The sequence below is a fragment of the Ectopseudomonas toyotomiensis genome (genome assembly GCF_017167985.1).
Taxonomy (GTDB): Bacteria; Pseudomonadota; Gammaproteobacteria; order Pseudomonadales; family Pseudomonadaceae; genus Aquipseudomonas; species Aquipseudomonas toyotomiensis.
The window spans coordinates 970,618-996,055 of sequence record NZ_CP070505.1 but is presented as its reverse complement, the minus strand read 5'-3'; the positions used below and the strand labels follow the sequence as shown (position 1 = coordinate 996,055).

Annotated in this window: 23 protein-coding genes and 1 tRNA gene; 10 read left to right on the top strand and 14 right to left on the bottom strand. The window is 63.7% G+C overall.

Annotation, left to right across the window (positions count from 1 at the left end; genetic code table 11):
• Nucleotides 1-2 precede the first annotated feature (2 nt).
• Complete coding sequence (locus JWV26_RS04505; RefSeq protein WP_206418487.1) at nucleotides 3-545, top strand: hydrolase; 543 nt, start codon at nucleotides 3-5, stop codon at nucleotides 543-545.
• A 59-nt stretch (nucleotides 546-604) separates the two neighbouring features.
• Here JWV26_RS04505 and JWV26_RS04500 read toward each other — a convergent pair whose 3' ends face one another.
• Nucleotides 605-1,393, bottom strand: coding sequence for a substrate-binding periplasmic protein (locus JWV26_RS04500; RefSeq protein ID WP_072426088.1), 789 nt, complete (start codon nucleotides 1,391-1,393; stop codon nucleotides 605-607).
• Between the two features lie 271 nt (nucleotides 1,394-1,664).
• Here JWV26_RS04500 and JWV26_RS04495 point away from each other — a divergent pair, with 271 nt between their 5' ends.
• Nucleotides 1,665-2,444 (top strand): substrate-binding periplasmic protein, encoded by a 780-nt coding sequence (locus JWV26_RS04495; RefSeq protein WP_093053350.1) that lies wholly within the window; start codon nucleotides 1,665-1,667, stop codon nucleotides 2,442-2,444.
• 87 nt (nucleotides 2,445-2,531) lie between these two features.
• A complete protein-coding gene (locus tag JWV26_RS04490) occupies nucleotides 2,532-3,776 on the top strand; it encodes an SLC13 family permease (protein WP_093053346.1) in 1,245 nt (414 codons plus the stop codon).
• A gap of 149 nt (nucleotides 3,777-3,925) precedes the next feature.
• Here JWV26_RS04490 and rlmF read toward each other — a convergent pair whose 3' ends face one another.
• The 3 genes from rlmF to JWV26_RS04475 form a co-directional block, all read right to left on the bottom strand.
• The gene (rlmF, locus tag JWV26_RS04485) at nucleotides 3,926-4,927 is read right to left on the bottom strand and encodes a 23S rRNA (adenine(1618)-N(6))-methyltransferase RlmF (protein WP_093053343.1); all 1,002 of its coding nucleotides are present in this window, start codon (nucleotides 4,925-4,927) and stop codon (nucleotides 3,926-3,928) included.
• A gap of 148 nt (nucleotides 4,928-5,075) precedes the next feature.
• On the bottom strand, nucleotides 5,076-6,905 hold the full coding sequence (locus tag JWV26_RS04480; protein ID WP_206418486.1) for an SLC13 family permease: 1,830 nt from the start codon (nucleotides 6,903-6,905) through the stop codon (nucleotides 5,076-5,078).
• Nucleotides 6,906-6,935: 30 nt separating this feature from the next.
• Nucleotides 6,936-7,232, bottom strand: coding sequence for a winged helix-turn-helix domain-containing protein (locus JWV26_RS04475; protein ID WP_047590726.1), 297 nt, complete (start codon nucleotides 7,230-7,232; stop codon nucleotides 6,936-6,938).
• Nucleotides 7,233-7,408: 176 nt separating this feature from the next.
• Between JWV26_RS04475 and JWV26_RS04470 the strand changes: the two genes are divergently transcribed.
• The gene (locus JWV26_RS04470) at nucleotides 7,409-8,128 is read left to right on the top strand and encodes a class I SAM-dependent methyltransferase (protein ID WP_093053337.1); all 720 of its coding nucleotides are present in this window, start codon (nucleotides 7,409-7,411) and stop codon (nucleotides 8,126-8,128) included.
• On the opposite strand, the gene JWV26_RS04465 is transcribed toward JWV26_RS04470, so the two are convergent.
• Nucleotides 8,125-8,994, bottom strand: coding sequence for a LysR substrate-binding domain-containing protein (locus tag JWV26_RS04465; protein ID WP_093053334.1), 870 nt, complete (start codon nucleotides 8,992-8,994; stop codon nucleotides 8,125-8,127). The two genes, JWV26_RS04470 and JWV26_RS04465, sit on opposite strands and share 4 nt — an antisense overlap.
• Nucleotides 8,995-9,155: 161 nt before the next feature.
• Between JWV26_RS04465 and JWV26_RS04460 the strand changes: the two genes are divergently transcribed.
• Entirely contained in the window at nucleotides 9,156-9,818 is a 663-nt protein-coding gene (locus JWV26_RS04460; RefSeq protein WP_093053467.1) for a DUF998 domain-containing protein, read from the top strand.
• On the opposite strand, the gene nhaD is transcribed toward JWV26_RS04460, so the two are convergent.
• The 6 genes from nhaD to JWV26_RS04430 form a co-directional block, all read right to left on the bottom strand.
• A complete protein-coding gene (nhaD, locus tag JWV26_RS04455) occupies nucleotides 9,788-11,170 on the bottom strand; it encodes a sodium:proton antiporter NhaD (RefSeq protein ID WP_206418485.1) in 1,383 nt (460 codons plus the stop codon). The two genes, JWV26_RS04460 and nhaD, sit on opposite strands and share 31 nt — an antisense overlap.
• 181 nt (nucleotides 11,171-11,351) lie before the next feature.
• Nucleotides 11,352-12,782: a Na+/H+ antiporter NhaC gene (gene nhaC / locus JWV26_RS04450; protein ID WP_206418484.1), complete on the bottom strand. Its 1,431-nt coding sequence runs from the start codon at nucleotides 12,780-12,782 to the stop codon at nucleotides 11,352-11,354.
• A 223-nt stretch (nucleotides 12,783-13,005) separates the two neighbouring features.
• A complete protein-coding gene (locus JWV26_RS04445; protein ID WP_206418483.1) occupies nucleotides 13,006-15,837 on the bottom strand; it encodes a valine--tRNA ligase in 2,832 nt (943 codons plus the stop codon).
• Between the two features lie 175 nt (nucleotides 15,838-16,012).
• Complete coding sequence (locus tag JWV26_RS04440) at nucleotides 16,013-16,447, bottom strand: DNA polymerase III subunit chi (protein WP_206418482.1); 435 nt, start codon at nucleotides 16,445-16,447, stop codon at nucleotides 16,013-16,015.
• A gap of 60 nt (nucleotides 16,448-16,507) precedes the next feature.
• Nucleotides 16,508-16,927 carry a DNA polymerase III subunit chi gene (locus JWV26_RS04435; protein WP_206418481.1) on the bottom strand — a complete coding sequence of 140 codons (420 nt, stop codon included), beginning with the start codon at nucleotides 16,925-16,927 and terminating at the stop codon, nucleotides 16,508-16,510.
• Nucleotides 16,928-17,047: 120 nt separating this feature from the next.
• Entirely contained in the window at nucleotides 17,048-18,535 is a 1,488-nt protein-coding gene (locus JWV26_RS04430) for a leucyl aminopeptidase (RefSeq protein ID WP_079782963.1), read from the bottom strand.
• Between the two features lie 143 nt (nucleotides 18,536-18,678).
• Here JWV26_RS04430 and lptF point away from each other — a divergent pair, with 143 nt between their 5' ends.
• Nucleotides 18,679-19,803, top strand: a complete 1,125-nt coding sequence (gene lptF / locus JWV26_RS04425) for an LPS export ABC transporter permease LptF (protein ID WP_072426077.1) — start codon at nucleotides 18,679-18,681, stop codon at nucleotides 19,801-19,803.
• Nucleotides 19,796-20,860 (top strand): LPS export ABC transporter permease LptG, encoded by a 1,065-nt coding sequence (lptG, locus tag JWV26_RS04420; protein ID WP_206418480.1) that lies wholly within the window; start codon nucleotides 19,796-19,798, stop codon nucleotides 20,858-20,860. Before lptF ends, lptG begins: the two co-directional genes overlap by 8 nt.
• Before the next feature lie 63 nt (nucleotides 20,861-20,923).
• Here lptG and JWV26_RS04415 read toward each other — a convergent pair whose 3' ends face one another.
• The 3 genes from JWV26_RS04415 to JWV26_RS04405 form a co-directional block, all read right to left on the bottom strand.
• A complete protein-coding gene (locus tag JWV26_RS04415; RefSeq protein ID WP_074917808.1) occupies nucleotides 20,924-21,421 on the bottom strand; it encodes an RDD family protein in 498 nt (165 codons plus the stop codon).
• A gap of 157 nt (nucleotides 21,422-21,578) precedes the next feature.
• On the bottom strand, nucleotides 21,579-21,791 hold the full coding sequence (locus JWV26_RS04410; RefSeq protein WP_003459665.1) for a cold-shock protein: 213 nt from the start codon (nucleotides 21,789-21,791) through the stop codon (nucleotides 21,579-21,581).
• A gap of 336 nt (nucleotides 21,792-22,127) precedes the next feature.
• Nucleotides 22,128-22,212 (bottom strand) — tRNA-Leu (locus JWV26_RS04405).
• Between the two features lie 206 nt (nucleotides 22,213-22,418).
• Between JWV26_RS04405 and JWV26_RS04400 the strand changes: the two genes are divergently transcribed.
• The 3 genes from JWV26_RS04400 (at nucleotide 22,419) to tgt (ending at nucleotide 25,406) form a co-directional block, all read left to right on the top strand.
• On the top strand, nucleotides 22,419-23,159 hold the full coding sequence (locus JWV26_RS04400) for a substrate-binding periplasmic protein (protein WP_206418479.1): 741 nt from the start codon (nucleotides 22,419-22,421) through the stop codon (nucleotides 23,157-23,159).
• 67 nt (nucleotides 23,160-23,226) lie between these two features.
• Entirely contained in the window at nucleotides 23,227-24,270 is a 1,044-nt protein-coding gene (gene queA / locus JWV26_RS04395) for a tRNA preQ1(34) S-adenosylmethionine ribosyltransferase-isomerase QueA (RefSeq protein WP_206418478.1), read from the top strand.
• 20 nt (nucleotides 24,271-24,290) lie between these two features.
• The gene (tgt, locus tag JWV26_RS04390; protein WP_093053461.1) at nucleotides 24,291-25,406 is read left to right on the top strand and encodes a tRNA guanosine(34) transglycosylase Tgt; all 1,116 of its coding nucleotides are present in this window, start codon (nucleotides 24,291-24,293) and stop codon (nucleotides 25,404-25,406) included.
• The last annotated feature ends 32 nt before the right edge of the window (nucleotides 25,407-25,438 follow it).

Sequence of the window (25,438 nt, the reverse complement as noted above, 5' to 3'; positions counted from 1 at the left end):
TGATGCTGATGCGAGCGAAGGATTCCACCCTGCTTGTGATCGATCTGCAGGAGCGGCTGCTGCCAGCCATCGACGGCGGCGCGGCGGTGATCGAGCAGGCTTCGTGGCTGGTGCGTTTGGCGCAGCGCCTGCAAGTGCCGGTGATCGCTACCGAACAGTATCCCAAGGGGCTGGGCTACACCGAGGCAGGCCTGCATGAGCTGCTGCCGGGCGAGGGGCTAAGGGAGAAGATTCATTTCTCGGCGACCGCAGGGGCGGGGCTGTTCGACTTGCCGGGTGGTGAGCGCCAGCAGTTCATCGTCTGTGGTACGGAAACTCATGTCTGCGTGCTGCAGACGGTAATGGGCCTGCTGGCGGCCGGGCGTGAAGTGTTCGTGGTCGACGAGGCAGTGGGATCGCGTCGGCCGCGTGACAAGGCACTGGGCCTGGCGCGCATGGAAGGTGCCGGGGCGGTCATCGTCTCGCGTGAGATGGTCGCCTTCGAGTGGCTGGAGCGGGCCGGTACCGAGCTGTTTCGCGAGATCAGCCGCGGTTTTATTCGCTGATTCGTAGCCCGGATGCAATCCGGGAATCTCTGCTAGCGCTGCCCCGGATTGCATCCGGGCTACGGGCTGGCCTGCTCCGGCACGGGTTGGTAGTGGCCGGCCTGTAGGGCGTCGAAGTACTGCTGGTAACGGCCATCCTGGCGAAACTGCTGCAGCCGTGCGTCGAAGCGCTCGCGTAGCGTTTCACTCTGCGTCAGGCGTTTGGGCAGCATCAGATAGCTGAGGTTGACCAGCAGCGGTTTGGGGTGATGGGTGATGCGCTCGGCGTCCTCCCTGGAGAACTCGTTACGCAGCGCGGCATAGCCGACGTTGAGCTCCTGCGGGTAGAGCACCACACGCTCCTTGAGCAGTTTCTCGAAGTTCTGCCGGTCGCTGGAGACGCGTTCGATGCGCACTTTTTCCTTGGCGAGGAAGGCATCGAACGCCGGCCCATAGCTATATTCCAGGCCGCCGCCGAGGGTCATGCCACTGAGATCATCGAAGTGCCGCCAGTCGAAGGGCTGCGTTTTCAGATGGAAGAACACGAACTGTTCATTGAGCAGTGGGGCGCTGAAGAGAAAGTCTGCCTCACGCTCGGCCTTGTGCATCCACACCGCCGTGGCGTCATAGCGGCCGGCGGCGGCTTCGGCGTAGGCGCGTGGCCAGGGCAGGAAGGTGAACTCGACGCGATAGCCTTCCTCGGCCAGCAGGTCGCTGATCAGATGAGCCACCGGTCCCTGGTGTTCGACCCTGGCGGACAGATAGGGCGGCCATTCCCCGGCGCTGATACGTAGCAAAGGTGTCTCGACGGCCTCAAGAGGGCCGCAGCAGAGCAGGCTAAACAGCACAATCAGCAGGCCGTGGCGCATCTGTAGTCCTCGACAGCTCGGGCAACAGGATGATGGCACTTTAATCGTCTTGCCTTTTTGATCCCAGTCATGCTCCCGCATACGAGGCAGTGGAATGATTCAAGCCTAGCGCCTGGCTTTCACTCTGTGCCGGGGAGTCGTTTGCAAGGTGTTGCCCCAGGTGCTGCAGACGGCTTTGGGTGAGTATGCCTATGCTTACAGGACAAGAAGTCGGTGATAAACCGCGGATCGAATGCCCATCGTCAGGCATTCCGGTGATGGAGTCTGTTTTTTGCACAAAGCGCTGCATTACTGCCTGCTCTGGCTGCTGGCCGGCACCTGCTATGGCAGCCAGCCGACCTTGACGTTCTGTCATGAGGATCAGAACGCCTACCCTTGGGTGATGACCGATGGCACAGGACTCAATCTGGAGCTGCTCGACCTGGTACAGCAGGCGCTAAAACTGCAGGTGATATACGTGGCGGTGCCCTGGAAACGCTGCCTTTCAGGGATGCAGCAGGGGCTCTACGACGGCGCCTTCGCCGCCAGCTTCAAAACCGAGCGCCTGCAGATGGGCCGGTACCCCAGCGATGCTGATGGCCGCCCGGATGCGCTCAGGCGGTTGCACACCTCGCGTTATACCCTGTATCGCCGCATCGGCAGCGCGGTGTCCTGGGATGGCCAGCGTTTCACTCATGTGACAGGCCGCGTCGGCTCGCTCAGCGGTTTTTCCATTCGCGATCTGTTGCTGGCCCACGGGCTGGAGGTGGACGAGTCAAGCCGCGACCCACTGGCATTGTTGCAGATGCTGGTGCACGGCCGAGTCGATGCTGTCGCCCTGCAGACCATGCGCGGTGATTTCATCTTGCAAGCCAACCCGCAACTGGCTCGGCAGGTGGAAAAACTGCCGCAGCTGCTCGAGGAAAAGCCCTATTACCTGATGCTTTCCAACGCGCTGCTGGCGCGTGACCCCGAGTTGGCCGAGCGGATCTGGAGCGAGGTTCAGCGTCAGCGCGAATCAGCGACTTATCAGGCTCGCGTAGAGGCTTACCTGGCGCAGCCCGGCCATTGAGGAAAATTTGCCCGCGCTATTCCCGCGCCGCCTCGGCATCGCTAGAGTCCGCTCCTTCTCACATGCATCCGTTCGGGTGAATCGCGCATGACCTCCGCTGCCTGGCTGACCATCGGCCTGTTCCTTCTCACCTACCTGGGCATGGCTGCCGGCGGCGTTCGCGGCCTGCGCATCGACCGCAGCTGGATCGCCTGCTGCGCGGCAGTGCTGTTGCTGGTCAGCGGTGCGCTGAGCATGGAAGACGCGGCCCATCATCTCGACCCCGGCGCATTGTTGCTGCTGTTGGCGCTGATGCTGATTTCCGCGCAGTTCGATTTTTCCGGGGTATATGCCTGGCTCAACCGCTACCTGACCGAGCATGCCGAGCGCCCGGCAGTGCTGCTGTTGGGCGTGGTGCTGCTGGGCGGCTTGCTCTCGGCGGTGCTGGTCAACGACATCGTCGCCTTCGCCCTGACCCCGCTGCTGTGCCGCAGCCTGCACCTGCGTGGGTTGGAGCCACGGCCGTTTTTGCTGGCGCTGGCGCTGTCGTGCAACGCGGGGTCGGCGGCAAGCCTGATCGGCAACCCGCAGAACATACTCATTGGGCAGGCCGGCGCTCTGGATTTCTGGGGTTATGTGGCCGTGGCCGGGCCACCCGCCGTGGCCGCGATGGCCATCGTTTACGCGGTGATCTGGCTGCAGTGGCGCCATCGTTGGGGTGAGGCCAGGCCGTTGGCCGCGGACGATACGCCGGTCGAGCATATCTACGGCGCGCACAGCTATCTCAAGCCACTGTTGGCCAGCCTGGCGCTGCTGGCGCTGTTCGCCACGGCGCTGCCGCGCGAGCTATCAGCGCTGCTGATCGCGGTGCTGGTGATGGTGTCGCGGCGGGTGGACAGCCGCGATTACGTGAACAAGGTGGACTGGAACCTGCTGCTGCTGTTCGTGGGCTTGTTCCTGGTCAGCGGCGCCGCGTTGCAGTTGCCGCAGCTGGCGCAAGGTGCGACCTGGCTGGCCGAGCATGGCCTGTTGCCGCAGGGCGTGATTTCGCTGGCGACCTCGTCGCTGCTGGCGAGCAACCTGATCGGCAACGTGCCCTTCGTGGTATTGCTGCTGGGCTTGATGCCGGAGCTGTCGCATTCGGTGCTGATCGGCCTGGCAGTGATGTCGACCCTGGCCGGCAACCTGCTGCTGATTGGCAGCGTGGTCAACCTGATCGTCGCCGAAGGGGCGAAGCGTCAGGGCGTCAGGCTTGGCTTCGTCGATTATGCGCGCAGCGGCGTGCCGGTGACGTTGCTAAGCATGACGGTGGCCGGGCTCTGGCTGGCGTTGGGCGGCTGGTTGCCCTGGTAACGGCGCCGTAGGGCGGACTCAGAGCGTAGGGCGGACTCAGGAGTCCAAGCGAACAGTCCGCCATTGGTAGTGGCTGGCGGGTTGCGTTGGCGTACTGCTGCGCGAACGGAACGCCGCCCGGTAAGCCCTACCTGGCTGAATTGGCCGGCTCAGCGCCAGCGACTCTTGCTCCAAGTGCTGCGCTCTTCGGCATTCTTGAAGGTCCAGGCCACCAGGCGGCTCTGCTTCTGCCCCTGGGACATGCCGAGGATGCGTACCTCGATTGCCCCGGCCTTGGCCAGCCAGCCTTGTAGCAATTCCACGTTGCTGCCTTTGGAGACCAGGCTGCTGAACCACAACACCTGCTCGGCCACCTGCGCGCTTTCGCTGGCCATGCGCTTGAGAAAGGCGGCCTCGCCACCTGGGCACCACAGCTCGGCCGCCTGGCCACCGAAGTTGAGCACCGGCAGCTTGCGCTTGGGGTCGAGCTTGCCCAGGTTGCGCCATTTGCGCGTGCTGCCGCTGGTGGCCTCGGCGGCGCTGGAGTGGAAGGGTGGATTGCACAGGCTCAGATCGACATACTCCTGCGCCTGCAGCAGGCCGAGGAAGATGTGTTCGGCATTGGCCTGTTGGCGCAGCTCGACGCCGCCGGCCAGTTGCGGGTTGGCAGCGACGATGGCACGTGCCGATGCCAGTGCTTCGCTGGCAATGTCGGTACCCATGAACTGCCAGCCATATTCGCAGCGACCAATCAGTGGATAGATGCAGTTGGCGCCGACGCCGATATCCAGGGCTCGCACCTTCTCGCCGTGGGGAATCTGCCCGTCGTTGTTGCTCGCCAGCAGGTCGGCAAGGTTGTGCAGGTAATCGGCGCGGCCCGGGATCGGTGGGCACAGGTAGCCGTCGGGAATATCCCAGTGGCGGATGCCGTAGTACTGCGCCAGCAGCGCGCGGTTGAACACCTTGACCGCTGCCGGGTTGGCGAAGTCGATGCTCGGCTTGCCATAGGGATTGCTGATGACGAAGTCTCCCAGCTCGGGACTTGCCTTGATCAGCGCGGGAAAGTCGTAGCGCCCCTGGTGACGGTTGCGAGGGTGCAGCTCGCCCTTGCTCGGCGCGGTTTTCACGGCGGCAGGGGTGGGCTTGCGCGGGCGTTTCGGCGGCTGGGGCATGACCGGGTATCTAGCGATTGGGGCGCGGATTTTCCCACAGTCGGGCCGGGCACGCACTGCATTCGGGACAAGGGAAGCTGGTGCGCGGCGCACCCTACGTCCGTGGCCGTTGCGATTTGTAGGGTGCGCCGTGCGCACCGCAGACACCTCAGAGCGGAAAGATCAGCGGCACCAGCGCCACGCTGACGATCATCACCAGCAGGGTGAAGGGTACGCCGATGCGCACGAAGTCACCGAAGCGGTATTGGCCGGGGCCAAGCACCAGGGTGTTCACCGGCGAGGAGATCGGCGTCATGAAGGCGGCCGAGGCGGCCAGGGCCACGGTCATGGCGAACGGCAGGGGCGAGGCATCGAGCGCCTGCGCGGTGGCGATCGCCACGGGCGCCATCAGCACTGCCGTGGCGGTATTGGAGATGAACAGGCCGATCACTGCGGTAAGCACGAACAGGCTGGCGAGAATTAGCCGTGGTCCGGCATCGCCCAGGCCGCCGACCAGGCCCTGCACGGCCAGTTCGACACCGCCGGTCTGCTGCAGCGCTTGGGCGAAGGGCAGCATGCCGACGATGAGAATCAGCGTCGGCCAGTGAATGGCGCGATAGGCGCTGTCCAGGTCGATGCAGCGAAACGCGCCCATCAGCAGGCAGGCGATCAATGCGGCCTGCACATTGGGCACCAGGCCGCTGACCATCAGCAGCACCATCACCGCCAGGCTGAGCAGGGCATAGGGCGCCTTGCGCGCCGCCGGTGCCACCTCGGCGACCTCGGCTGGCAGGCTGAGCACCAGAAAATCGCGGCTCAGCCCCTGCAGGCGGTGGATATCGCGCCAGGCGCCCGCCACCAGCAGGGTATCGGAGGCCTTGAGCTTCTCATCGACCAGCAGCCCCTCCAGGGCGCCACCCTGGCGACGCAGGCCGACCACGTTGAGCTTGTGCCGCGAGCGAAAGCCCAGCTCCTGGATGGTCTTGCCCGGTAGCTGCGACTCCGGCGGCAGCGCCACCTCGGCCAGGCCCAGCTCATGCGCGTGCAGGCTGAAATACGAGTGCGGCAGCGGCATGGGCTCCAGGCCGAGGGCCTGGTAGCTGCCGAGCAGGCCGATGGCCGGGCTGGCGATATCCACCAGCAACACATCGCCGGGCTCCAGCAGGGTGTTGCCGCTGGCCATCAGCAGCAGGGTACGCAGGCGTTGCCGGCGCTCGATGGCGATGACGTTGATGCCGTGCTCACGGCGCAGTTGCAGTTCGTTGAGCACCTGGTTGGCCAGCGGCGAGTCCGCCCGCACACGCAGGCGCCGCTCGCGCTCGCCGAGGCGATAGCGCTCGGCCAGGTCGGCCAGGGTCAGGCGCGGCGGTTCGGCATTGCCGCCGGCCTCGGTGCGCACCAGCCAGCGACGGGCCAGCAGCATGTAGCCGATGCCGAGCAGGAGGATGGCCAGGCCGATCGGGGTGAAGGTGAAGAAGTCGAAGCCCGCGAGGCCGGCGCGTCGCAGTTCGGCGTGCACCACCAGGTTCGGCGGCGTCGCCACCAGGGTCAGCATGCCGCTGATCAGCCCGGCGAAGGCCAGCGGCATCATCAGGCGCCCCGGCGCAAGGCGCAGGCGAGCGGCGACGCCGAGCACCACGGGAATGAAGATGGCGACCACGCCGGTGGAACTCATCACCGAACCCAGGCCGGCCACGGCCAGCATCAGCAGGATCAGCAGGCGCGTCTCGCTGCTGCCGGCCCTGGCCACCAGCCAGTCACCGAGACGATAGGCGATGCCGGTACGCACCAGGCCGTCGCCGATGACGAACAGCGCGGCGATGAGGATCACGTTGGCATCGCTGAAGCCGGCCAGGGTCTGCTGCAGGTCGAGTACACCGGTCAGCGGCAGGGCGACCAGCACCAGCAGGGCGACCACGTCCATGCGTGGCTTGCCGATGACGAACAGGGAAATGGCGCCGGCCAGCAGGCCGAGCACCCAGAGAAGATCGGGATTCATCGCAGCTCCAGAAAGCACGGAGCGATTGTTTCAGGGATAACCGAGCGTGGTCTTGATCTGCTGCAGGTTGCCGGCGATCCAGCGCTTGTCGATCGGCCCCCAGTCGCGGATCAGGTACTGCCCGGCATTGTTGCGCTCGCCCTGGCCCTGGGCGAACTGGCAGTCGATGTCCAGTTCGACCAGCGCCGAGAGGGTGTCCTGCGCCGTGCGTCGCGGCATGCCCGTGGCCTCCATCAGCGCCGGCACGCTGGTCGCGGCGCCGCTGTCGATCAGCCAGGCGACGTAGAGGCGGCGGTAGAAACTGGTCTTGGTCTTGCTCACGTCCATGCGCTGGGTGTCCACGTCGGGCCGGGATTGATCGGGGGACTATATCAGCGTGACGCTGCTCGCGGCACAGGGGGTAAGAGGTGAATTCCTCATGGGAATGCACTGGATGATAAATATGAATTTTTATTATTGCCCGGCTCGCTCTAGGCTGACGCCAGCCACAGAGGAGAGCCGGGATGGAGCAGAGCCGCATGCCGGGTGCGGACAAGTTCGACGCGTCCCGGGCCGAGGAATATGCCCGCCAGAGCAGAATCGCCCTGGCCGGTTACGACGCCTGCCATGAGCTGGGCGCCTGCGTGCTCGCGACGTGCCTGGAGCAAACGGCGCAGCCGCGGGTGCTGGTCGCCGGGGTTGGCGGTGGCGCGCAGGAGATCATCACCCTTGCCGGCTTGCTACCCGCCTGCCGCTTCGTCGCGGTCGACCCCTCCACGCCGATGCTGGCGTTGGCCCGCGAGCAACTGACTGCCAGGGGGCTGCTGGGCTGTTGCGAGTTGCTGCTGGGGACGGTCGATGAGCTGCCCGCCGCCGCGCGCTTCGATGCCGCCACCCTGATCGGCGTGCTGCATCACGTGCCGGGGGATCGGGCCAAGCGGCAACTGCTCGCCTCGATCGCCACGCGGCTCGAGCCCGGCGCGCCTCTGGTGCTGGCGGGCAACCACCAGGCGTATGCCGAGCAGCCCTTCCTGCTCAAGGTCTGGGCGCAGCGCTGGCGACAGCAGGGGGCCACGCCGGAGGAGGTGAAGGTCAAGCTGGGCACGATCCTGCAGGGGGCCGATCCACCCCGCAGCGAGGCACAGGTGCAGCAGTTGCTCGACGACAGCGGCTTCGGCCCGGCGCAGCGGTTCTTCTCCAGCCTGTTCTGGGGCGCCTGGGTCACTTCGCGGCGTGCCGACTAGCGTGTGGCGCTCTGCTCCAGCAGCCAGGCCTGGAACAGCGCCAGCGCAGGTGGTGACTCGGCATTGGGGCGGGTGACCAGCACGTAGCGCTCGGTCAGTTCCGCCAGCACCGGCCAGGGCGCGCTGAGGCGCCCATCGGCCAGGTCCTGCTCGACATAGCGGCGCGGCACCAGGGCCATGCCGATGCCCGCCTTGGCGGCCTCGATGAGCAGGGCATAGCGGTCGTACACCGGGCCCTGGTCCGTGTGGGCCAGCGCCAAGGCGCTCAGCTCGGCATAGCGTGCCCAGCCGAAGGGGCTCTCGTGCTTGTGCAGCAGCGGCATCTGCCCAGCCGGCCGGGCCGCCAGCTGCGGGTGGCAGACGGCGATCAGCGGTTCCTCGAACAGGGCCTGGACCTGCATCCCCGGCCAGTCGAGGTGGGCATGATGGATCGCCGCGTGCAACTCGCTGTCCGCCAGGGAAAACGGCTGCGTGCGCTCGCGCAGGTTGATCTGGATATCCGGGTGCAACTGGCGAAAGTGCACCAGGCGCGGGATCAGCCAGCGGCTGGCCAGCGTCGGCAGAACACCGATCTCCAGGGCACTGTCGGCGCTGGCGCGCTGGGTCAGTTGCCGGGTGTGGCGCTCGATGTCGGCCAGCAGCGTGCGCATCTGCGTGGCGTAGCCGGCACCGGCAGTGGACAGCTCGACGCGGTTGCCGACGCGGTGGAACAGGCGCACGCCGAGGAAGTCTTCCAGCTTGGCGATCTGCCGGCTGATCGCGCCTTCGCTCAGCGACAGTTCCTGGGCGGCGCGGGCGAAGCTCTGGTGGCGAGCGGCGGCTTCCAGGGCCAGTAGTGCGGCGGTGCTGGGTAGGCGTCTGCTCATTCTGGCCGTCCGTGTGCGGGGCGCGACAGGATGACGCATGTGCAAGCTGCCTTGCAAAAAAATCGGTAACGCCCGCGCCCTGGCCTGCCTAGCATGTCGCCGGGTTGCCACCGTTGCCGGTGGCGCTGTCATCGACGGAATGAAGGAAGGAGCGTGTCGTGCTGAAGACGAGTGATCGGGTGTTGCTGGGCAGTGGTGTGCTGATTCCTTGCTGGCTGTTGCTCGGCGTGGCGCTGACGGCGCTGGCCTACCCCGGCTACAGCCACCTGCAGCAGGCCATGAGCGAGCTGGGCGCGCAGGGGGCACCGACCCATGGTTTCTCCGCCTGGGTCAACAACCTGCCGCTGGGGCTGCTGTTCATTCTCTTCGGCCTGGGCGTGGCGCGCCGCTTTCCTGGTTCGAAGCTGGCATTGCTCAGTGCGCTGCTGATCGGCCTGCATGGCCTGGGCAGCCTGGGCACCGGCTATTTCGCCTGCGACCAGGGCTGTGCGCCGGCGCAACCGTCGCTGTCGCAGCAGTTGCACAACCTGGCGGGGCTGCTGATGTTTGTCTCGCTGACGCTGGCCTGCGCCCTGTGGATCGTGCTGGCGCGGCGGCTGTTGCAGTCGCCCGGGCTGGCGCTGTTCTCGGCACTGTGCCTGGTGCTGGCGATCGTCACGGTGTGGCTGATGGCCACGGCGGTTGCCAGTGGCCAGCTGTTCGGCCTGTACCAGCGCCTGAACTACGGAATATCGGTGCTCTGGGTCGCGGCGCTGGCATTGCAGATTCTGCGTGCCAGCGCGGGACGCTCCGCTCAGCCGAGCACGGCGGCGAGCGCCATGTAGGTGGCCGCGCCGGCCAGGTAGCCGATGAAGGCCAGGCCGCTGATCTTCTTCAGGTACCAGATGAAGTTGATCTTCTCCATGCCCATGGCTGCCACACCGGCGGCGGAGCCGATGATCAGGCAGCTGCCGCCGGTGCCGGCGCAGTAGGCGAGCATTTCCCAGAAGTTGCCGTTGACCACGAAGTTGCTCAGCCACGGCAGCTCCTCGGCGGCGGCGGTGGCGAGCATCTCCGGGCTGACCAGCGGGTACATCTTCATGGCGCCGGCAACCATCGGCACGTTGTCCACGACGGCCGACAGGATGCCGATGGAGATGGCGATGCTGTAGACGTTGCCGAGGCTGTCCTTGAGCAGGGTGGCGACCTGGATCAGGTGGCCGGCACTGGACAGCGCGGAGACCGCCAGGAGGATGCCGAGGAAGAACAGCACGCTGGTGATGTCGATCCGACGCAGGACGCCGACCACGGACAGCGGGTCCTTGTCTTCGCTGTTCTTGCTGCGGTGGATGATCTCGGTGGTGATCCACAGCAGGCTGAGGCCGAAGAGGATGCCCATGTACGGCGGCAGATGGGTGATGGTCTTGAAGATCGGCACGAAGATCAGTACACCCAGGCCCAGGCAGAACACCAGATTACGCTCGAAGGGCGTGGTCGGGTCGCGGCGGCTTTCGGCGCTTTCCTTGATGCGCGGTTCAGCCACTTCACCCTTGAGGCGCAAGCTCATGATCAGTAGCGGTACCAGAAGGCAGACCAGGCTCGGCAGGAACAGCTTGGTGATGATGCCGGTGGCGGTGACCTGATTGCCGATCCACAGCATGGTGGTGGTGACGTCGCCAATCGGCGACCAGGCGCCGCCGGCGTTGGCGGCGATGACCACGATGCCGGCGTAGAACCAACGCTCGTGGCGGTCGGCGATCAGCTTGCGCAGCAGCGAGATCATCACGATGGTCGTGGCCAGATTGTCCAAGGCGGCGGACAGGAAGAAGGTGATCAACCCCACCAGCCACAGCAGGTGCACACGTTTGTGGGTACGGATGCGGTCGGTGATGACCTTGAAACCTTCATGGGCGTCGATCAGCTCGACGATGGTCATCGCGCCCATCAGGAAGAACAGGATCTCGGAGATCTCGCCGAGGTGGTGGCGCAGTTCCTCAACTACATGATGGGTGTTGGTGCTGGCGCCAGCCGTACCGGTGCCGAGCAATGGCAGGATGCTGTCGGCGCCGAGAACCAGCAGGGTCCAGGCGATCACGGCCGTAAGCAGGGCGGACGCTGCCTTGTCGATCTTTAACGGGTGCTCGAGTGCAATGCACAGGTAGCCGAGGACGAAGACGAGTGCCATCAACGCATACATGTTCGGAGTTCCGCTCTGATTCTTATTGGTTGGGACGTGTCGGAGGGCTGCTGCCAGGCGGGTGAAGATGCCTGAAACAATTGGAAAAAGGGAGGGTTTTTATAGCGAAAAGAGCAAAGAGATGAGCGCTTTGCTACCTAATGAGGAGTTCGAGCCGGTGCACTGGCCGGCCCGAAACGGATCACGCGGCCGTCTGCGGCTTGGGTGGCAGCAGGTAGGCGAGGGCGATGGCCAGCACCGGCATGATCAGGTTGAAGAAGCAGTACGGCAGGTAGCTCAGCGTCGCCACGCCGAGCGTCGCTGCCATATAGGCACCGCAGGTGTTCCACGGCACCAGCACCGAAGTCAGGGTGCCGCCATCTTCCAGCGCGCGCGACAGATTGGTCGGCGCCAGGCCGCGTTTTTCATACTCGGCACGGTACATGCGCCCGGGGAGTACCAGGGCGATGTACTGGTCGGCAGTGATGATGTTGGTACCGATGGTGGTGGTGATGGTGCTGGCGACCAGGCCGCTGTCGCTGCGTACCAGACGTAGCGCGCTTTGTAGCAGGCGTTGCAGCAGGCCAAGGCGCTCCAGCACGCCGCCGAAGCACATGGCGCAGATGATCAGCCATACGGTGGTGAGCATGCTGGCCATGCCCCCCTTGGACAGCAGGCCGTCCAGCTCGGCGTTGCCGCTGGCTGACTCGTAGCCGGCGAACAGCGCGCTCCACACCGTTTTCAGCGGCGCCAGAGCGCCAGCGTGTGGATCAGCCAGGCGCGCCATCACCTCCGGCTGGAACACCACGGCGAATACGGCGCCGAGCAGGGCGGCGAGAAACACCGCCGGGAAGGCGGCCCACTGGCGTACCGCGAGCAGCAGCAGGAAGGCTACTGGCAGCAGCAGGTGCCAGCCGAGGTTGAACTGTGCCTCCAGCGCGCTCAGCACCTCGGCGATACGGCTGGTGTCATGTTCGGCGCTGGCCTGCTGGCCGAGGGTGAAGAAGATCGCCAGGGCGATCAGCAGCGCCGGCACAGTGGTACGCAGCATGTTGCGGATATGCGCGAACAGGTCGGCGCCGGCAGCCGCCGGCGCCAGGTTGGTGGTATCCGATAGCGGCGACAGCTTGTCGCCGAAGTAGGCGCCGGAAATGATCGCTCCGGCAGTGATCGCCGGGTCCAGGCCCAATCCGGCCGCCACGCCCATCAGGCCGATGCCGAGGGTGCCGGCCACCGTCCACGAGCTGCCGATGGACAGCGCGGTGAGCGCGCAGATCAGGCAACTGGTGAGGTAGAAGTACTCGGCGCTGATCAGCTTCAGGCCGAGCCAGATCATGGTCGGCACCGTGCCGGCGAGAATCCAGGTGCCGATCAGCGCACCGACCGCCAGCAGAATCAGGTTGGCCTTCATCGCCATATGGATGCCGGCGAGTATGCCTTCCTCGATCTCGGCCCAGCGCAGGCCGTTCTTCAGGCCGACCAGGCCGGCGACGAAGGCTGCGCTCATCAGGGCGATCTGGTTCGGGCCGCTGGAGGAGCTGTCGCCGAACAGGTAAACGGAGAGGCTGAGCAGCACGACGAGCACGCCAATTGGCAGCAAGGCGTCGAGCAGGGAAGGGGAGCGGGCAGTCATGGGTGTACCAGGTGATCGATCAAACAAGGGGTAGAGGCCTGGGTGGCGCTCTCCATAAAAAGGTCGAGTGTGTGATTGGATGGGCTTTGCAAGATGGGCTGTGTCGCTCAGCCGAAGTACCGATGGTGGGCTCAAGCCCACCCTACGAGCTGGGCTCAAGCCCCTCCCACAAAAAACAAACCCGCGCCGGTTAGGGCGCGGGCCTGTGGGTGTCGCGCGGTGATCAGAGTGCGGCGATCTTGCCGCGCTGCTCGACCATCTTGGCCAGAGCCTGTTCGGCCTCGGCCAGTTTGGCACGCTCCTTCTCCAGCACTTCTGCCGGCGCCTTGGCGACGAAGCCCTGGTTGCTCAGCTTGCCGCCGACGCGCTGCACTTCGCCTTGCAGACGGCCGATTTCCTTGTCCAGGCGAGCCAGTTCGGCGTCCTTGTCGATCAGCCCGGCCATTGGCACCAGCACTTCCATCTCACCGACCAGGGTGGTGGCGGACATCGGCGCTTCTTCACCGGCTGCCAGCACGCGCACCGACTCCAGCTTGGCCAGCTTGCTCAGCAGCGGCTCGAAGTCGGCCAGGCGACGCAGGTCTTCGGCATTGCTGTTGGCAACGATGATATCGATGCGTTTGGCCATGGAGATCTTCATCTCGCCACGGATCTGGCGCACGCCCAGCATCAGTTGCTTGACCCACTCGATGTCACCTTCGGCGGCGGCGTCGATGCGGGCTTCATTGGCCACCGGCCAGGGTTGCAGCATCAGGGTTTCGCCCTGCACGCCAGCCTGGGCCTTGATGCGCTGCCAGATTTCTTCGGTGATGAAGGGCATGAACGGGTGGGCGAGGCGCAGGATCACTTCCAGCACGCGCACCAGGGTGCGGCGGGTGCCGCGCTGGCGCTCGATGGGCGCGTTCTCGTCCCACAGTACCGGCTTGACCAGCTCCAGGTACCAGGCGCAGTACTCGTCCCAGATGAACTCGTACAGGTTTTGCGCCGCCAGGTCGAAGCGGAAGGCGTCGAGGTGGCGGGTCACGTCAGCCTCGGTGCGCTGCAGGGCGGAGATGATCCAGCGATCCACCGGCGACAGCTCGACTGGTTCACCATTGATGCCGGTGTCCTTGTCATCGGTGTTCTCGATAACGAAGTTGGCGGCGTTCCACAGCTTGTTGCAGAAGTTGCGGTAACCCTCGACACGGCCCATGTCGAACTTGATGTCGCGACCGGTGGAGGCCAGCGCCAGGTTGGTGAAGCGCAGGGCGTCGGTACCGTAGGCGGCGATGCCCTCAGGGAATTCGGCGCGGGTCTGCTTGGCGATCTTCTCGGCCAGCTTGGGCTGCATCATGCCGCTGGTGCGCTTGGCCACCAGGGATTCGAGGTCGATGCCGTCGACGATATCCAGCGGGTCGAGCACGTTACCCTTGGACTTGGACATCTTCTGGCCCTGTCCGTCGCGCACCAGACCGTGTACATAGACGGTCTTGAACGGAATCTGCCCGGTCAGGTGGGTCGACAGCATGATCATCCGCGCGACCCAGAAGAAGATGATGTCGAAGCCCGTTACCAGAACATCCGTGGGGTGGAAGGTCTTGAGGAAGTCGGTCTGCTGCGGCCAGCCGAGGGTGGAGAAGGTCCACAGGCCGGAGCTGAACCAGGTGTCCAGCACGTCTTCATCCTGGCGCAGGTTGGCATCGCCGAGGTTGTGCTTGGCGCGCACTTCCGCTTCGTCGCGACCAACGTAGACGTTGCCGGCATCGTCGTACCAGGCCGGAATGCGATGGCCCCACCAGAGCTGGCGGCTGATGCACCAGTCCTGGATGCCGCGCATCCAGCTGAAGTACATGTTCTCGTACTGCTTGGGCACGAACTGGATTTCGCCGCTCTCGACCACGGCGATGGCTTTTTCGGCCAGCGGCTTGGTGGAGACGTACCATTGGTCGGTTAGCCACGGCTCGATAACGGTGCCGGAGCGGTCGCCTTTCGGCACTTTCAGGGCGTGATCTTCGATCTTCTCCAGCAGGCCGGCAGCCTCGAAGGCGGCGACGATCTGCTTGCGCGCTTCGAAGCGATCCAGACCGGCGAACTGCGCCGGAATGTTCGCTTCGATCTGCTCGTTGACGCTACCGTCGAGGTTGAACACCTGGGCCTGAGCCAGCACGGCGGCGTTCTTGTCGAAGATGTTGATCAGCGGCAGGTTGTGGCGCTTGCCCACTTCGTAGTCGTTGAAGTCGTGCGCCGGGGTTATCTTCACACAGCCGGTGCCGAACTCGGGGTCGCAGTAGTCATCGGCGATGATCGGGATGCGACGGCCCAGCAGCGGCAGTTCGACGAAGCTGCCGATCAGCGCCTTGTAGCGCTCGTCCTCCGGGTGCACGGCCACGGCGCTGTCGCCGAGCATGGTTTCCGGGCGGGTGGTGGCGACGATCAGGTAATCATTGCCTTCAGCGGTTTTCTTGCCGTCGGCCAGCGGGTAGCGCAGGTTCCACAGCGAGCCTTTCTCGTCGTGGTTTTCCACTTCCAGGTCGGAGATGGCGGTGTGGAACTTGGTGTCCCAGTTGACCAGGCGCTTGCCACGATAGATCAGGCCGTCCTCGTGCAGGCGTACGAAGGCTTCTTTAACGGCTTCGGACAGGCCGTCGTCCATGGTGAAGCGCTCGCGCGACCAGTCCACCGAGCTGCCCAGGCGGCGAATCTGACGGGTGATGGTGCCGCCGGACTGCTCCTTCCACTCCCAGACTTTCTCCAGGAATTTCTCGCGGCCCAGGTCGTGGCGGCCGATACCTTCAGCAGCAAGCTGGCGCTCGACCACCATCTGCGTGGCGATGCCCGCGTGGTCAGTGCCCGGCTGCCACAGGGTGTTGCGGCCCTGCATGCGGCGGAAGCGGATCAGCGCATCCATGATCGAGTTGTTGAAGCCATGGCCCATGTGCAGGCTGCCGGTGACGTTCGGCGGCGGGATCATGATGGTGTAGGGCTCGCCCGAGCCTTGCGGGGCGAAGTAGCCCTTGGCTTCCCAGTTCTGGTACAGGGCGGTTTCAATGGCGTGCGGCTGGTAGGTCTTGTCCATGCGCGGCGGGACCCTTTGACGGCTGATCGGAAAAGCCGATAAGTATACCGCTTCTGAGCGCCAAGCCATAAGCCTTGAGCTGTAGGGCAGACCAGCCTTCAGTTTTGTAGGAGCCCCGCCTCGGGGCGAAGGTCTGGCTGCCAAGGATCAAAGGGTCCTGGGGCGGGGCAGGTGACTACTTGCGTGGCAGCAGCAGGCGCGGCAGGCGGGCTTCGAGGCGGCGCTTGAGTTCGGCCTCGATCTGCGGCACGAAATCGTCGATCACGTCCTGCAGGATCAACTGGGCGGCGGCGCGCAGCTCGGCATTAAGGTGTTGCAGATCACGTGCACTGTCGTGCAGGCGCGGTTCGATGCGTTCACGCAGCTGGCTCGGGGCAGCCGCTGCAGCGGGCTGCGGTGCTGATGCCGGTTTGGGCGTCGGTGGTGCATGGAAGGGCGGCGGCGGGCCAGGCGGCGCGCTGACGATATCGGACAGCACCGGAATGCTGTCCGGGTCCAGCGAGTCGATCAGCAGCGGTGGTTCACTGCCGTTATCGCCCAGCAGCTCGCGAATCGACTCCAGGTCGTGCAGCAGTTGAGCAGGTTTTTGCGGAGGTTTGGGGGTGTCCATGATCATCGGTGCAGCGAGAAAAAGGGCTGGAGTGACTTGTGTTGTGAGCGTGCACGGACACTAAAGTTCGACGCGTTGCGGATCATACCCGCGCTGGCGATAGGTACGGAAATTCTCGCGACAGGCGTAGAGCAGTTCAGGCTGCTGATTGACGATCTCGATGATGCGGGAAAAGCGCTCGACATGCGGCGACAGGCTGCTGCCTAAGTTGATCAGCACGCCCTGCTCGGTACTCGGCACTTCGTCGATGCCCAGTACCACGGGTGACAGCGGCGCATCGCGATGCAGATCATGAGGCACGAAACGTTCGGCTTTGAACGTCCACAGCAGTTCGTCGAGTTCACCGCACTGCGCCTCGTCGCTAGCGCGAACGAACACCGGCAGGCCGGCGCTCCAGGCCTTGAGCGCCAGTTGGCAGGCCGCGCGCAGGCGACCAATGGCATCGCTGGAGGAAAGGACGTAGAACTCGATTCTGGGCATTCGGTTTTCAACGGTTGGAGGCTAATGGGCTGGATGTTGTAGGAGCGGATTCATCCGCGATTTCATCGCGAATTATCGCGGTTGAAGCCGCTCCTACAAGGGCATGGCCCGGATGCTGGATCAGACCTTGGCGCGGTCCAGCAGGTATTGGGTCAGCATCGGCACCGGGCGGCCGGTGCCGCCTTTGTCCTTGCCGCCGCTGATCCAGGCGGTACCGGCGATATCCAGGTGCGCCCAGTGGAAGTTCTTGGCAAAGCGCGACAGGAAGCAGCCGGCGGTGATGGTGCCGGCCTTCGGCCCGCCGATGTTGGCAATGTCGGCGAAGGGGCTATCAAGCTGCTCCTGATACTCGTCGTACAGCGGCAGTTGCCAGGCGCGATCGTCGGCGCTTTCGCCAGCCTTGAGAATCTGCTTGATCAGCGCGTCGTTGTTGCCCATCAGGCCGGAGACGTTGCTGCCCAGGGCGACGATGCAGGCGCCGGTGAGGGTGGCGATGTCGATCACCGCCTGCGGCTTGAAGCGCTCGGCGTAGGTCAGGGTATCGCACAGCACCAGACGGCCTTCGGCGTCGGTATTGAGGATTTCCACGGTCTGCCCGCTCATCGTGGTGACAATGTCACCAGGGCGAGTGGCGCGGCCGCTGGGCATGTTCTCGGCGCAGGCCAGCAGGCACACCAGGTTGATCGGCAGTTGCAGCTCGAGCACGGCCTTGAGGGTACCGAACACGCTGGCGGCGCCGCACATGTCGTACTTCATCTCGTCCATGCCGGCGGCCGGTTTGATGCTGATGCCGCCGGTGTCGAAGGTGATGCCTTTGCCGACCAGGGCGAAGGGTTTGTCGTCCTTCTTACCGCCCTGGTAGTGCATGACGATCATCCGTGGCGGCTGCTCGCTGCCCTGGGCCACGGCGAGGAAGGCACCGGCACCCAGTTCCTTGAGCTTCTTCTCGTCGAGGATCTCGACCTTGAGGTTTTTATGCGCCTTGCCCAGGGCCTTGGCCTCTTCGGCCAGGTAGCTGGGGTGGCAGAGGTTCGGTGGCAGGTTGCCCAGGTCTTTGGTGAAGGCGACGCCGCTGGCGATGGCGCGGGCATGCTGCAGGCCGCGTTCTGCGTCGGCCAGTTCGGCCTTGTCGACAACCAGGGTGATTTTCTTCAGGGCGCGCGGGTCGGCTTTCTGGCTCTTGAACTGCTCGAACAGGTAGGTGCCATCGGCCAGGGTTTCGACGATCAGGCGGGTCTTGCCGTAGGTGTTGCGGCCCTTGACCTTGAGTTCGCCCAGGGCGAGCAGGGCATCGCCGCCGCCCAGACCCTTGAGCACGCCATGCACGCTTGCAACCAATTTGCGCAGTTGACGGTCGGATAGATCGCCCTTGCCGCAGCCCACCAGCAGTACACGCTCGGCCTTGAGTCCCGGCAGGCTGTGCAGCAGCAGGGTCTGGCCCGGCTTGCCGGCGATGTCGCCACGCTTGAGCACGGCGCTCAGTGCACCGTTGCTGGCCAGGTCGACGGCCTTGGCGGCGTCGCCGAGCTTGCGGCCTTCACCGATGGCGACGACCAGGGTCGCGGTTTTCAGGGTTTCCGGGCGGGTGCTTTTGACGAGGAATTCCATAGTGAGCTGTCCCCAAGACAAAGAGTCGGGTTTGACGGATAATGGCCGCCATTTTTCGAGGGTCCACCCTGCGGTGGGCCGGCAAGTAGGTGCGGCTAGTGTGAGCGCTCGCGCCTGAGCCTGACAACCCTGGAGCGTCCGGTTTGATCGTCTTCCGTTATCTGTCCCGCGAAGTGCTGGTGACCCTCAGTGCGGTGAGTGCCGTGCTGCTGGTGATCATCATGAGCGGTCGTTTCATCAAATACCTGGCTCAGGCTGCGCAGGGCGTGCTCGACCCGGGCGTGCTGTTTCTGATCATGGGTTACCGGATTCCCGGCTTCCTGCAGCTGATTCTGCCGCTGGGCCTGTTCCTCGGTTTCCTGCTGGCCTACGGGCGCCTGTACCTGGACAGCGAGATGACCGTGCTGTCGGCCACCGGTGTCAGTCAGCAGCGCCTCACCGCCTACAGCATGGCGCCGGCGCTGATCGTCGCGCTGCTGGTGGGCTGGCTGAGCATGGGCCTGGCGCCACAAGGTGTGGCCAGCGTGGCGCGCATCCTCAACGAGCAGGACGCCCTGACCGAACTCGATACTCTGGTGCCGGGGCGCTTCCAGTCGCTGCGCGATGGTTCGCGGGTGACCTACTCGCAGGAGCTGTCGCCTGATCGCAGCGAGTTGCGTGGCGTGTTCATGTCGGAGAAGCGCTTCTCCACTGATGGCACCTCGGAGCGTGGCATTACCGTGCTGGTCGCCGAGAGTGGTCGTCAGGAAATTCAGGAAGATGGCAGTCGCTATCTGATTCTGGAAAACGGCTATCGCTATGACGGTGAGCCGGGCGAGGCCGACTATCGCGCCATCCAGTACGACACCTATGGCGTGTTGCTGCCCAAACCGGAAGTGGCCATCGAGGCCAGCGAGCGTGAGGCGACCCCGACCCGTGAGCTGTTCGGCAGCGATGACCCGCGCATGCAGGCCGAGTTGCAATGGCGCCTGTCACTGCCATTGCTGGTATTCATCGTCACCCTGCTGGCCGTGCCGCTGTCGAGGGTCAATCCGCGTCAGGGCCGCTTCCTCAAACTGTTGCCAGCGATCTTCCTCTATATGGCTTACCTCGGTCTGCTGATCGCCGCGCGCGGTGCGCTGGACAAGGGGCGTTTGCCTGCGGCACTGGGCTTGTGGTGGGTGCACGGCATCTTCTTCGCCATTGGCATGCTGTTGTTGTACTGGGAGCGTCTGAGTCTGTGGTGGGCCAGTCGTCGTGCGCCGGTGTCGGAGGTGGCTCATGGCTAAGTTGGATCGCTACATCGGCACCCAGGTGTTCTTCGCCATTCTGGCGGTGCTGGGCATCATTCTCGGCCTGGCACTGCTGTTCGCCTTCATCGACGAATTGGGTGATCTGAACAAGGGTGATTACGGTCTTGGTCAGGCGCTGTGGTACGTATTGCTGACTGCGCCGCGTCGTGCCTACGAGATGCTGCCGATGGCAGCACTGATCGGTTGCCTGATCGGTCTCGGCACGCTGGCCAGCAACAGCGAACTGACCATCATGCGTGCGGCGGGTGTCTCCATCGGGCGCATCGTCTGGGCGGTGATGAAACCCATGCTGGTGCTGATGCTGGCCGGCATTCTGATCGGCGAATACGTTGCACCGTTGACCGAGAACCAGGCCCAGGCGGATCGCGCGCTGGCCCAGGGTGGCGGTGCGGCGCAGAGTTCCAAGCGCGGCATGTGGCACCGTCAGGGTCAGGAATACGTACATATCAACGCTGTACAGCCCAATGGCATTCTGCTCGGGGTGACGCGTTATCGCTTCGATGACGAGCGTCGTCTGCTTTCCTCCAGCTTCGCCCGTCGCGCCGAATACCGAGACAGCCACTGGATGCTGCGCAACGTGCAGACCACCGTGCTGCATGAGGACCGTTCCGAAGTGATCAACCAGTCGGAAGAGCGCTGGGAGATCGAACTCAATCCCGAGCTGCTCGGCACGGTGGTGATGGAGCCTGAAGCGCTGTCGGTGACCGGGCTGTGGCAGTACATCCATTACCTGGGTGAGCAGGGGCTGAACAACGCCCGCTACTGGTTGGCGTTCTGGACCAAGGTGCTACAGCCGCTGGTAACCGGCGCGCTGGTCTTGATGGCGATTTCCTTCATCTTCGGCCCGCTGCGCTCGGTTACCCTGGGGCAACGCGTATTCACCGGTGTGCTGGTGGGCTTCATCTTCCGTATCGCCCAGGACCTGCTCGGCCCATCGAGCCTGGTATTTGGTTTCTCGCCGCTGCTGGCGGTGCTGGTGCCGGCCGGTATCTGTGCGCTGGCCGGGGTGTGGCTGCTGCGTCGGGCTGGCTGAGGCGATCAGGGGCATGAAAAAAGCCGGTTCAATGAACCGGCTTTTTTGGGCATCTGCACTGGGCTACTTCTTGTGAATATTCTTCGGCAGTTGCACCACACGACTGTCGGAATAGATGTCGTGCCAGGTGCGCCCCTGCTTGTCCCACAGCAGCCAGAGAAAACCCAGGCCAGCGAAGAGCCAGGAGCCGATGGCGACCACGAAGCGCAACAGGGCCTGCCACAGGTCGATGGCGCTGCCGTCGGCGTTCTGGATGCGCAGCCCCCAGGCCTGCATGCCCAGTGTCTGGCCATTGTGCGTCCAGAACTTGGCGAAGAAGGCGAACAGCGACAGTACCACCAGGCTGGCAAGAATCGGGTCATGATCCAGAGCGCCGGCCTCGGACATGGCCATCAGTGCATCGCCGCCGTGAATCAGGCGCAGGATGCCCTGCTGGTAGATCAGGGTGACGACCATGATCAGTGCCACGCAGAGTAGAAAATCGTAGAAGAGGGCCGCCAGGCGACGAATCAGCCCGGCAGTGGGGAAGTCTCCCTGCGGACGTAATTGGTGTTTCGGCATGATGGGCTCGCTGAGACGAAAGTGCGCGCCATTCTAACCGCGACTTCGCTGTCGATATAAAGATGCACGCGGGCTATCTGTAACCTGGCGCTGCGACGGGAATGACAGGCAAAAAAAACCCCTGACAGATATCAGGGGTTCTTCAAAGCAGCGGCGATTAGCCCAGGACTTGAACCTGGTCAGCCTGCATGCCTTTTTGACCTTGCACAGCTACGAAGCTGACTTTCTGGCCTTCTTTCAGGCTCTTGAAGCCGTTACCTTCGATCGCGCGGAAGTGCACGAACAGATCCGGACCGCTTTCGGGAGTGATAAAACCAAAACCTTTCTCGTCGTTAAACCACTTGACGGTACCGTTCTGACGATTCGACATGTCTTTTTCCTTGAAACTAGAGTTGATGACAGCCTCCAAGTATAGAGGGCTGAGACTGGTTGCAAGGAGTAATAGAAGTCGAGCGGGATGTAGCGGATCTAGATGATCTGCTGCACCAGAGTCACGATTCACAGCGACCCATGCAAACAGTTGGTTCACTCTACGCTAACTTTTGCGCAATTGCCAACCCCCGCCAGCAAGGTCGCCGGCCAGGTTTTGCGGGGCTTGTCGAGGTGCCGAAAAAGTTCATCGGCAACATGCTTGCAACAATTGTCTGAGTTGTTCGTGCAGATACGAAAAAGCCCGCAAGACCAATATCTTGCGGGCTTCGAATCGTGGTGCCCCGGGGGAGACTCGAACTCCCACTCCTTTCGAAAACGGATTTTGAATCCGCCGCGTCTACCGATTCCGCCACCGGGGCACGATGGCGGCGCAGTATAGGGATGCACCTTGCTTCGGTCAATCGGCGTTAGCGCAGTGTTTGGTTGATCTACTAACGGCCAATGGCTCGGCTAGTGGCATACGGCTTTTATTACGTGGTTACCGCTAGAATCGTCCGTTGTCATCAAGGGCGCTGAGCGCGACGTGCATAGAGTGTCCGGGGGCAGTCCAATGTTAGGAGGGGGAGTGGTCAACGTCTTGTACGGAGCACTTGTTGCCAGTCTGCTATTTGCGTCCGTTGTTCAGGCCAAGACGCTGACCTACGCCGTGACCGATGAGAGCTGGGTGCCGTACTGGATTGTCGACGAGCAGCGGGTCAGTGGCATTCTCCACGAGTTCATGCTCGCGCTGGATGAGCGATTGCCAGAGCAGCTGCAAGCCAGTCACCCGCTGCCGCCTCTGCGGACGCAGAAGCTGTTCCGTGAGGGGCAAGTGCAGATTGAATGTTGCGTGAGCAAAAGCTGGCGTAGCGATGGCGATCAGGGGGCGGGGGCGTTATGGACAGTGCCGGTGCTGGAAACCGAAGAAATGTTGATCTTCGCGCCAGGCAGACATTTCCCCTACCGGCATCTGCAGGATTTGCGGGGGCGCTCGATCGCAACGGTACGCGGTTATGGTTATGCCGGCAGTGAGTATTTTCAGCGTAACGATGGCGCCGATGCCCGAGCGCTGATCTATCTGGTGGCGCAGGGGCGTAGTGAGGCCGGTATTCTGGATCGCCTGGAGTGGCGCTATCTTCAGCATGAAGATGCGCAGTTACAGGCGCCACGTTGGCAGGTAGAGGAAGGGCCGACGATCAATCGCTCTCAGCTGCGCCTGCGTCTGCATCGACAGTTGGCCGGGCGGCTTGAGGTATTCAATGCTGCCATTCGTTCTCTGCAGGTCGATGGCACCTTGGCGCGTATCATCGCCAGGTACGCGCCGTAGGCTCACGTGGTCGGCCAGGTGGAAATCCGGTAAGCTTTGCCACCCTGCAGAAATACCCCTCCGAATCATGCGTGTTGCCGATTTCCACTTCGATCTTCCCGAGTCGCTGATCGCCCGTCATCCGCTGGCCGAGCGTCGCGCCAGTCGCCTGTTGCAGCTCGATGGCCCAAGCGGGGAGTTGCGCCACGGCCAGTTCACCGATGTGCTGGAGCAGCTTCATGCTGGTGATCTCATGGTGTTCAACAACACCCGAGTGATTCCGGCACGTCTGTTCGGCCAGAAAGCCTCCGGCGGCAAGCTGGAGGTGCTGATAGAACGTGTGCTCGATCAGTATCGCGTGCTGGCCCATGTGCGCTCGAGCAAGTCGCCCAAGCCCGGTTCGCAGATTCTCATCGACGGTGGCGGCGAGGCCGAGATGGTCGCGCGTCACGATGCCCTGTTCGAGCTGCGTTTCGCCGAGCCGGTGCTACCGCTGCTGGAGCGTGTCGGGCATATGCCCCTGCCTCCTTATATAGATCGGCCGGATGACGAAGCGGACCGTGAGCGCTATCAGACCGTCTATGCGCAGAAGGCGGGGGCCGTGGCGGCTCCGACTGCCGGCCTGCACTTCGATGACGAACTGCTGGCGGCGATCCGTGCCAAGGGTGTGGACACCGCGTTCGTGACGCTTCACGTCGGTGCGGGCACTTTCCAGCCGGTGCGGGTCGAGCGCATCGAAGATCACCATATGCACAGCGAGTGGCTGGAGGTCGGCCAGGATGTGGTCGATGCTGTTGCCGCCTGTCGTGCACGGGGTGGGCGGGTGGTCGCTGTCGGCACCACCAGTGTGCGCTCGCTGGAAACCGCTGCGCGCGACGGTGAGTTGAAGCCCTTCAGCGGTGATACCGACATCTTTATCTACCCCGGTCGTCCCTTTCATGTGGTCGATGCCCTGGTGACCAATTTCCACCTGCCCGAGTCGACCCTGCTGATGCTGGTGTCGGCCTTCGCCGGTTATCCCGAAACCATGGCCGCCTACCGCGAAGCCGTGGCGCAGGGCTATCGCTTCTTCAGTTACGGTGATGCCATGTTCATCACCCGCAATCCCGCCGCGCGCGGGCCCGAGGTTTGAGTATGTCGCGCACCTGTCGCATGTCCTTCGAGTTGCTGGCCACTGACGGCAAAGCCCGCAGGGGTCGCCTGACCTTCCCGCGTGGCGTGGTCGAGACCCCGGCCTTCATGCCGGTGGGCACCTATGGCACGGTCAAGGGCATGCTGCCGCGCGATATCGAGGATATTGGCGCGCAGATCATTCTCGGCAATACCTTCCACCTGTGGTTGCGCCCGGGCATGGAGGTGATCAAGAAACATGGCGACCTGCATGACTTCATGCAGTGGCAGGGGCCGATCCTCACCGACTCCGGCGGCTTCCAGGTGTTCAGCCTGGGCGCGATGCGCAAGATCAAGGAGGAGGGCGTGTACTTCGCCTCCCCGGTCGATGGCGCCAAGGTCTTCATGGGGCCGGAAGAGTCGATGCAGGTGCAGCGCGACCTGGGCTCGGACATCGTGATGATCTTCGACGAGTGCACGCCATACCCGGCCGAGTTCGACGTGGCCAAGCGTTCCATGGAGCTGTCGCTGCGTTGGGCCAAGCGCTCGAAGACCGCGCACGGTGAGAGTAGCGCAGCGCTGTTCGGTATCGTCCAGGGTGGCATGCATGAAGAGCTGCGCATGCGCTCGCTCGAAGGGCTTTGCGAAATCGGCTTCGACGGCCTGGCCATTGGCGGGCTGTCGGTCGGCGAGCCGAAGGAAGAGATGATCCGTGTGCTGGATTTCCTGCCGCCGCACATGCCGGCCGACAAGCCGCGCTACCTGATGGGTGTGGGCAAGCCGGAAGACCTGGTCGAGGGCGTGCGCCGCGGCGTGGACATGTTCGACTGCGTGATGCCGACCCGTAACGCGCGCAACGGCCACCTGTTCGTCGATACCGGCGTGGTGAAGATTCGCAACGCCGTGCACAAACACGATGACTCGCCGCTGGACCCGACCTGCGACTGTTACACCTGTAAACATTTCTCGCGCGCTTATCTGCATCATCTGGACAAGTGCGGCGAAATGCTCGGTAGCATGCTCAATACCATCCATAACTTGCGGCATTATCAGCGGGTTATGGCTGGTTTGCGCGAGGCTATCGGACAGGGTACATTGGCCGCCTTCGTCGAAACCTTCTATGCCAATCGCGGCCTGCCTGTGCCGCCGCTTGACTGATTCCCGAACGATTCAAGATCTTTTCCATTAGG

Excerpts from the sequence above, each read along its gene's own strand:
- JWV26_RS04505 (WP_206418487.1), top strand. The coding sequence starts at position 3 with ATGCTGATGCGAGCGAAGGATTCCACCCTGCTTGTGATCGATCTGCAG.
- tgt (WP_093053461.1), top strand. The coding sequence starts at position 24,291 with ATGTCCTTCGAGTTGCTGGCCACTGACGGCAAAGCCCGCAGGGGTCGC.
- queA (WP_206418478.1), top strand. The coding sequence starts at position 23,227 with ATGCGTGTTGCCGATTTCCACTTCGATCTTCCCGAGTCGCTGATCGCC.
- nhaC (WP_206418484.1), bottom strand. The coding sequence starts at position 12,782 with ATGACTGCCCGCTCCCCTTCCCTGCTCGACGCCTTGCTGCCAATTGGC.
- JWV26_RS04440 (WP_206418482.1), bottom strand. The coding sequence starts at position 16,447 with ATGGACACCCCCAAACCTCCGCAAAAACCTGCTCAACTGCTGCACGAC.
- JWV26_RS04475 (WP_047590726.1), bottom strand. The coding sequence starts at position 7,232 with ATGGACGTGAGCAAGACCAAGACCAGTTTCTACCGCCGCCTCTACGTC.
- JWV26_RS04470 (WP_093053337.1), top strand. The coding sequence starts at position 7,409 with ATGGAGCAGAGCCGCATGCCGGGTGCGGACAAGTTCGACGCGTCCCGG.
- JWV26_RS04500 (WP_072426088.1), bottom strand. The coding sequence starts at position 1,393 with ATGCGCCACGGCCTGCTGATTGTGCTGTTTAGCCTGCTCTGCTGCGGC.
- JWV26_RS04430 (WP_079782963.1), bottom strand. The coding sequence starts at position 18,535 with ATGGAATTCCTCGTCAAAAGCACCCGCCCGGAAACCCTGAAAACCGCG.
- rlmF (WP_093053343.1), bottom strand. The coding sequence starts at position 4,927 with ATGCCCCAGCCGCCGAAACGCCCGCGCAAGCCCACCCCTGCCGCCGTG.
- JWV26_RS04415 (WP_074917808.1), bottom strand. The coding sequence starts at position 21,421 with ATGCCGAAACACCAATTACGTCCGCAGGGAGACTTCCCCACTGCCGGG.
- lptG (WP_206418480.1), top strand. The coding sequence starts at position 19,796 with ATGGCTAAGTTGGATCGCTACATCGGCACCCAGGTGTTCTTCGCCATT.
- JWV26_RS04435 (WP_206418481.1), bottom strand. The coding sequence starts at position 16,927 with ATGCCCAGAATCGAGTTCTACGTCCTTTCCTCCAGCGATGCCATTGGT.
- JWV26_RS04490 (WP_093053346.1), top strand. The coding sequence starts at position 2,532 with ATGACCTCCGCTGCCTGGCTGACCATCGGCCTGTTCCTTCTCACCTAC.
- JWV26_RS04480 (WP_206418486.1), bottom strand. The coding sequence starts at position 6,905 with ATGAATCCCGATCTTCTCTGGGTGCTCGGCCTGCTGGCCGGCGCCATT.
- JWV26_RS04410 (WP_003459665.1), bottom strand. The coding sequence starts at position 21,791 with ATGTCGAATCGTCAGAACGGTACCGTCAAGTGGTTTAACGACGAGAAA.
- nhaD (WP_206418485.1), bottom strand. The coding sequence starts at position 11,170 with ATGTATGCGTTGATGGCACTCGTCTTCGTCCTCGGCTACCTGTGCATT.
- JWV26_RS04445 (WP_206418483.1), bottom strand. The coding sequence starts at position 15,837 with ATGGACAAGACCTACCAGCCGCACGCCATTGAAACCGCCCTGTACCAG.
- JWV26_RS04465 (WP_093053334.1), bottom strand. The coding sequence starts at position 8,994 with ATGAGCAGACGCCTACCCAGCACCGCCGCACTACTGGCCCTGGAAGCC.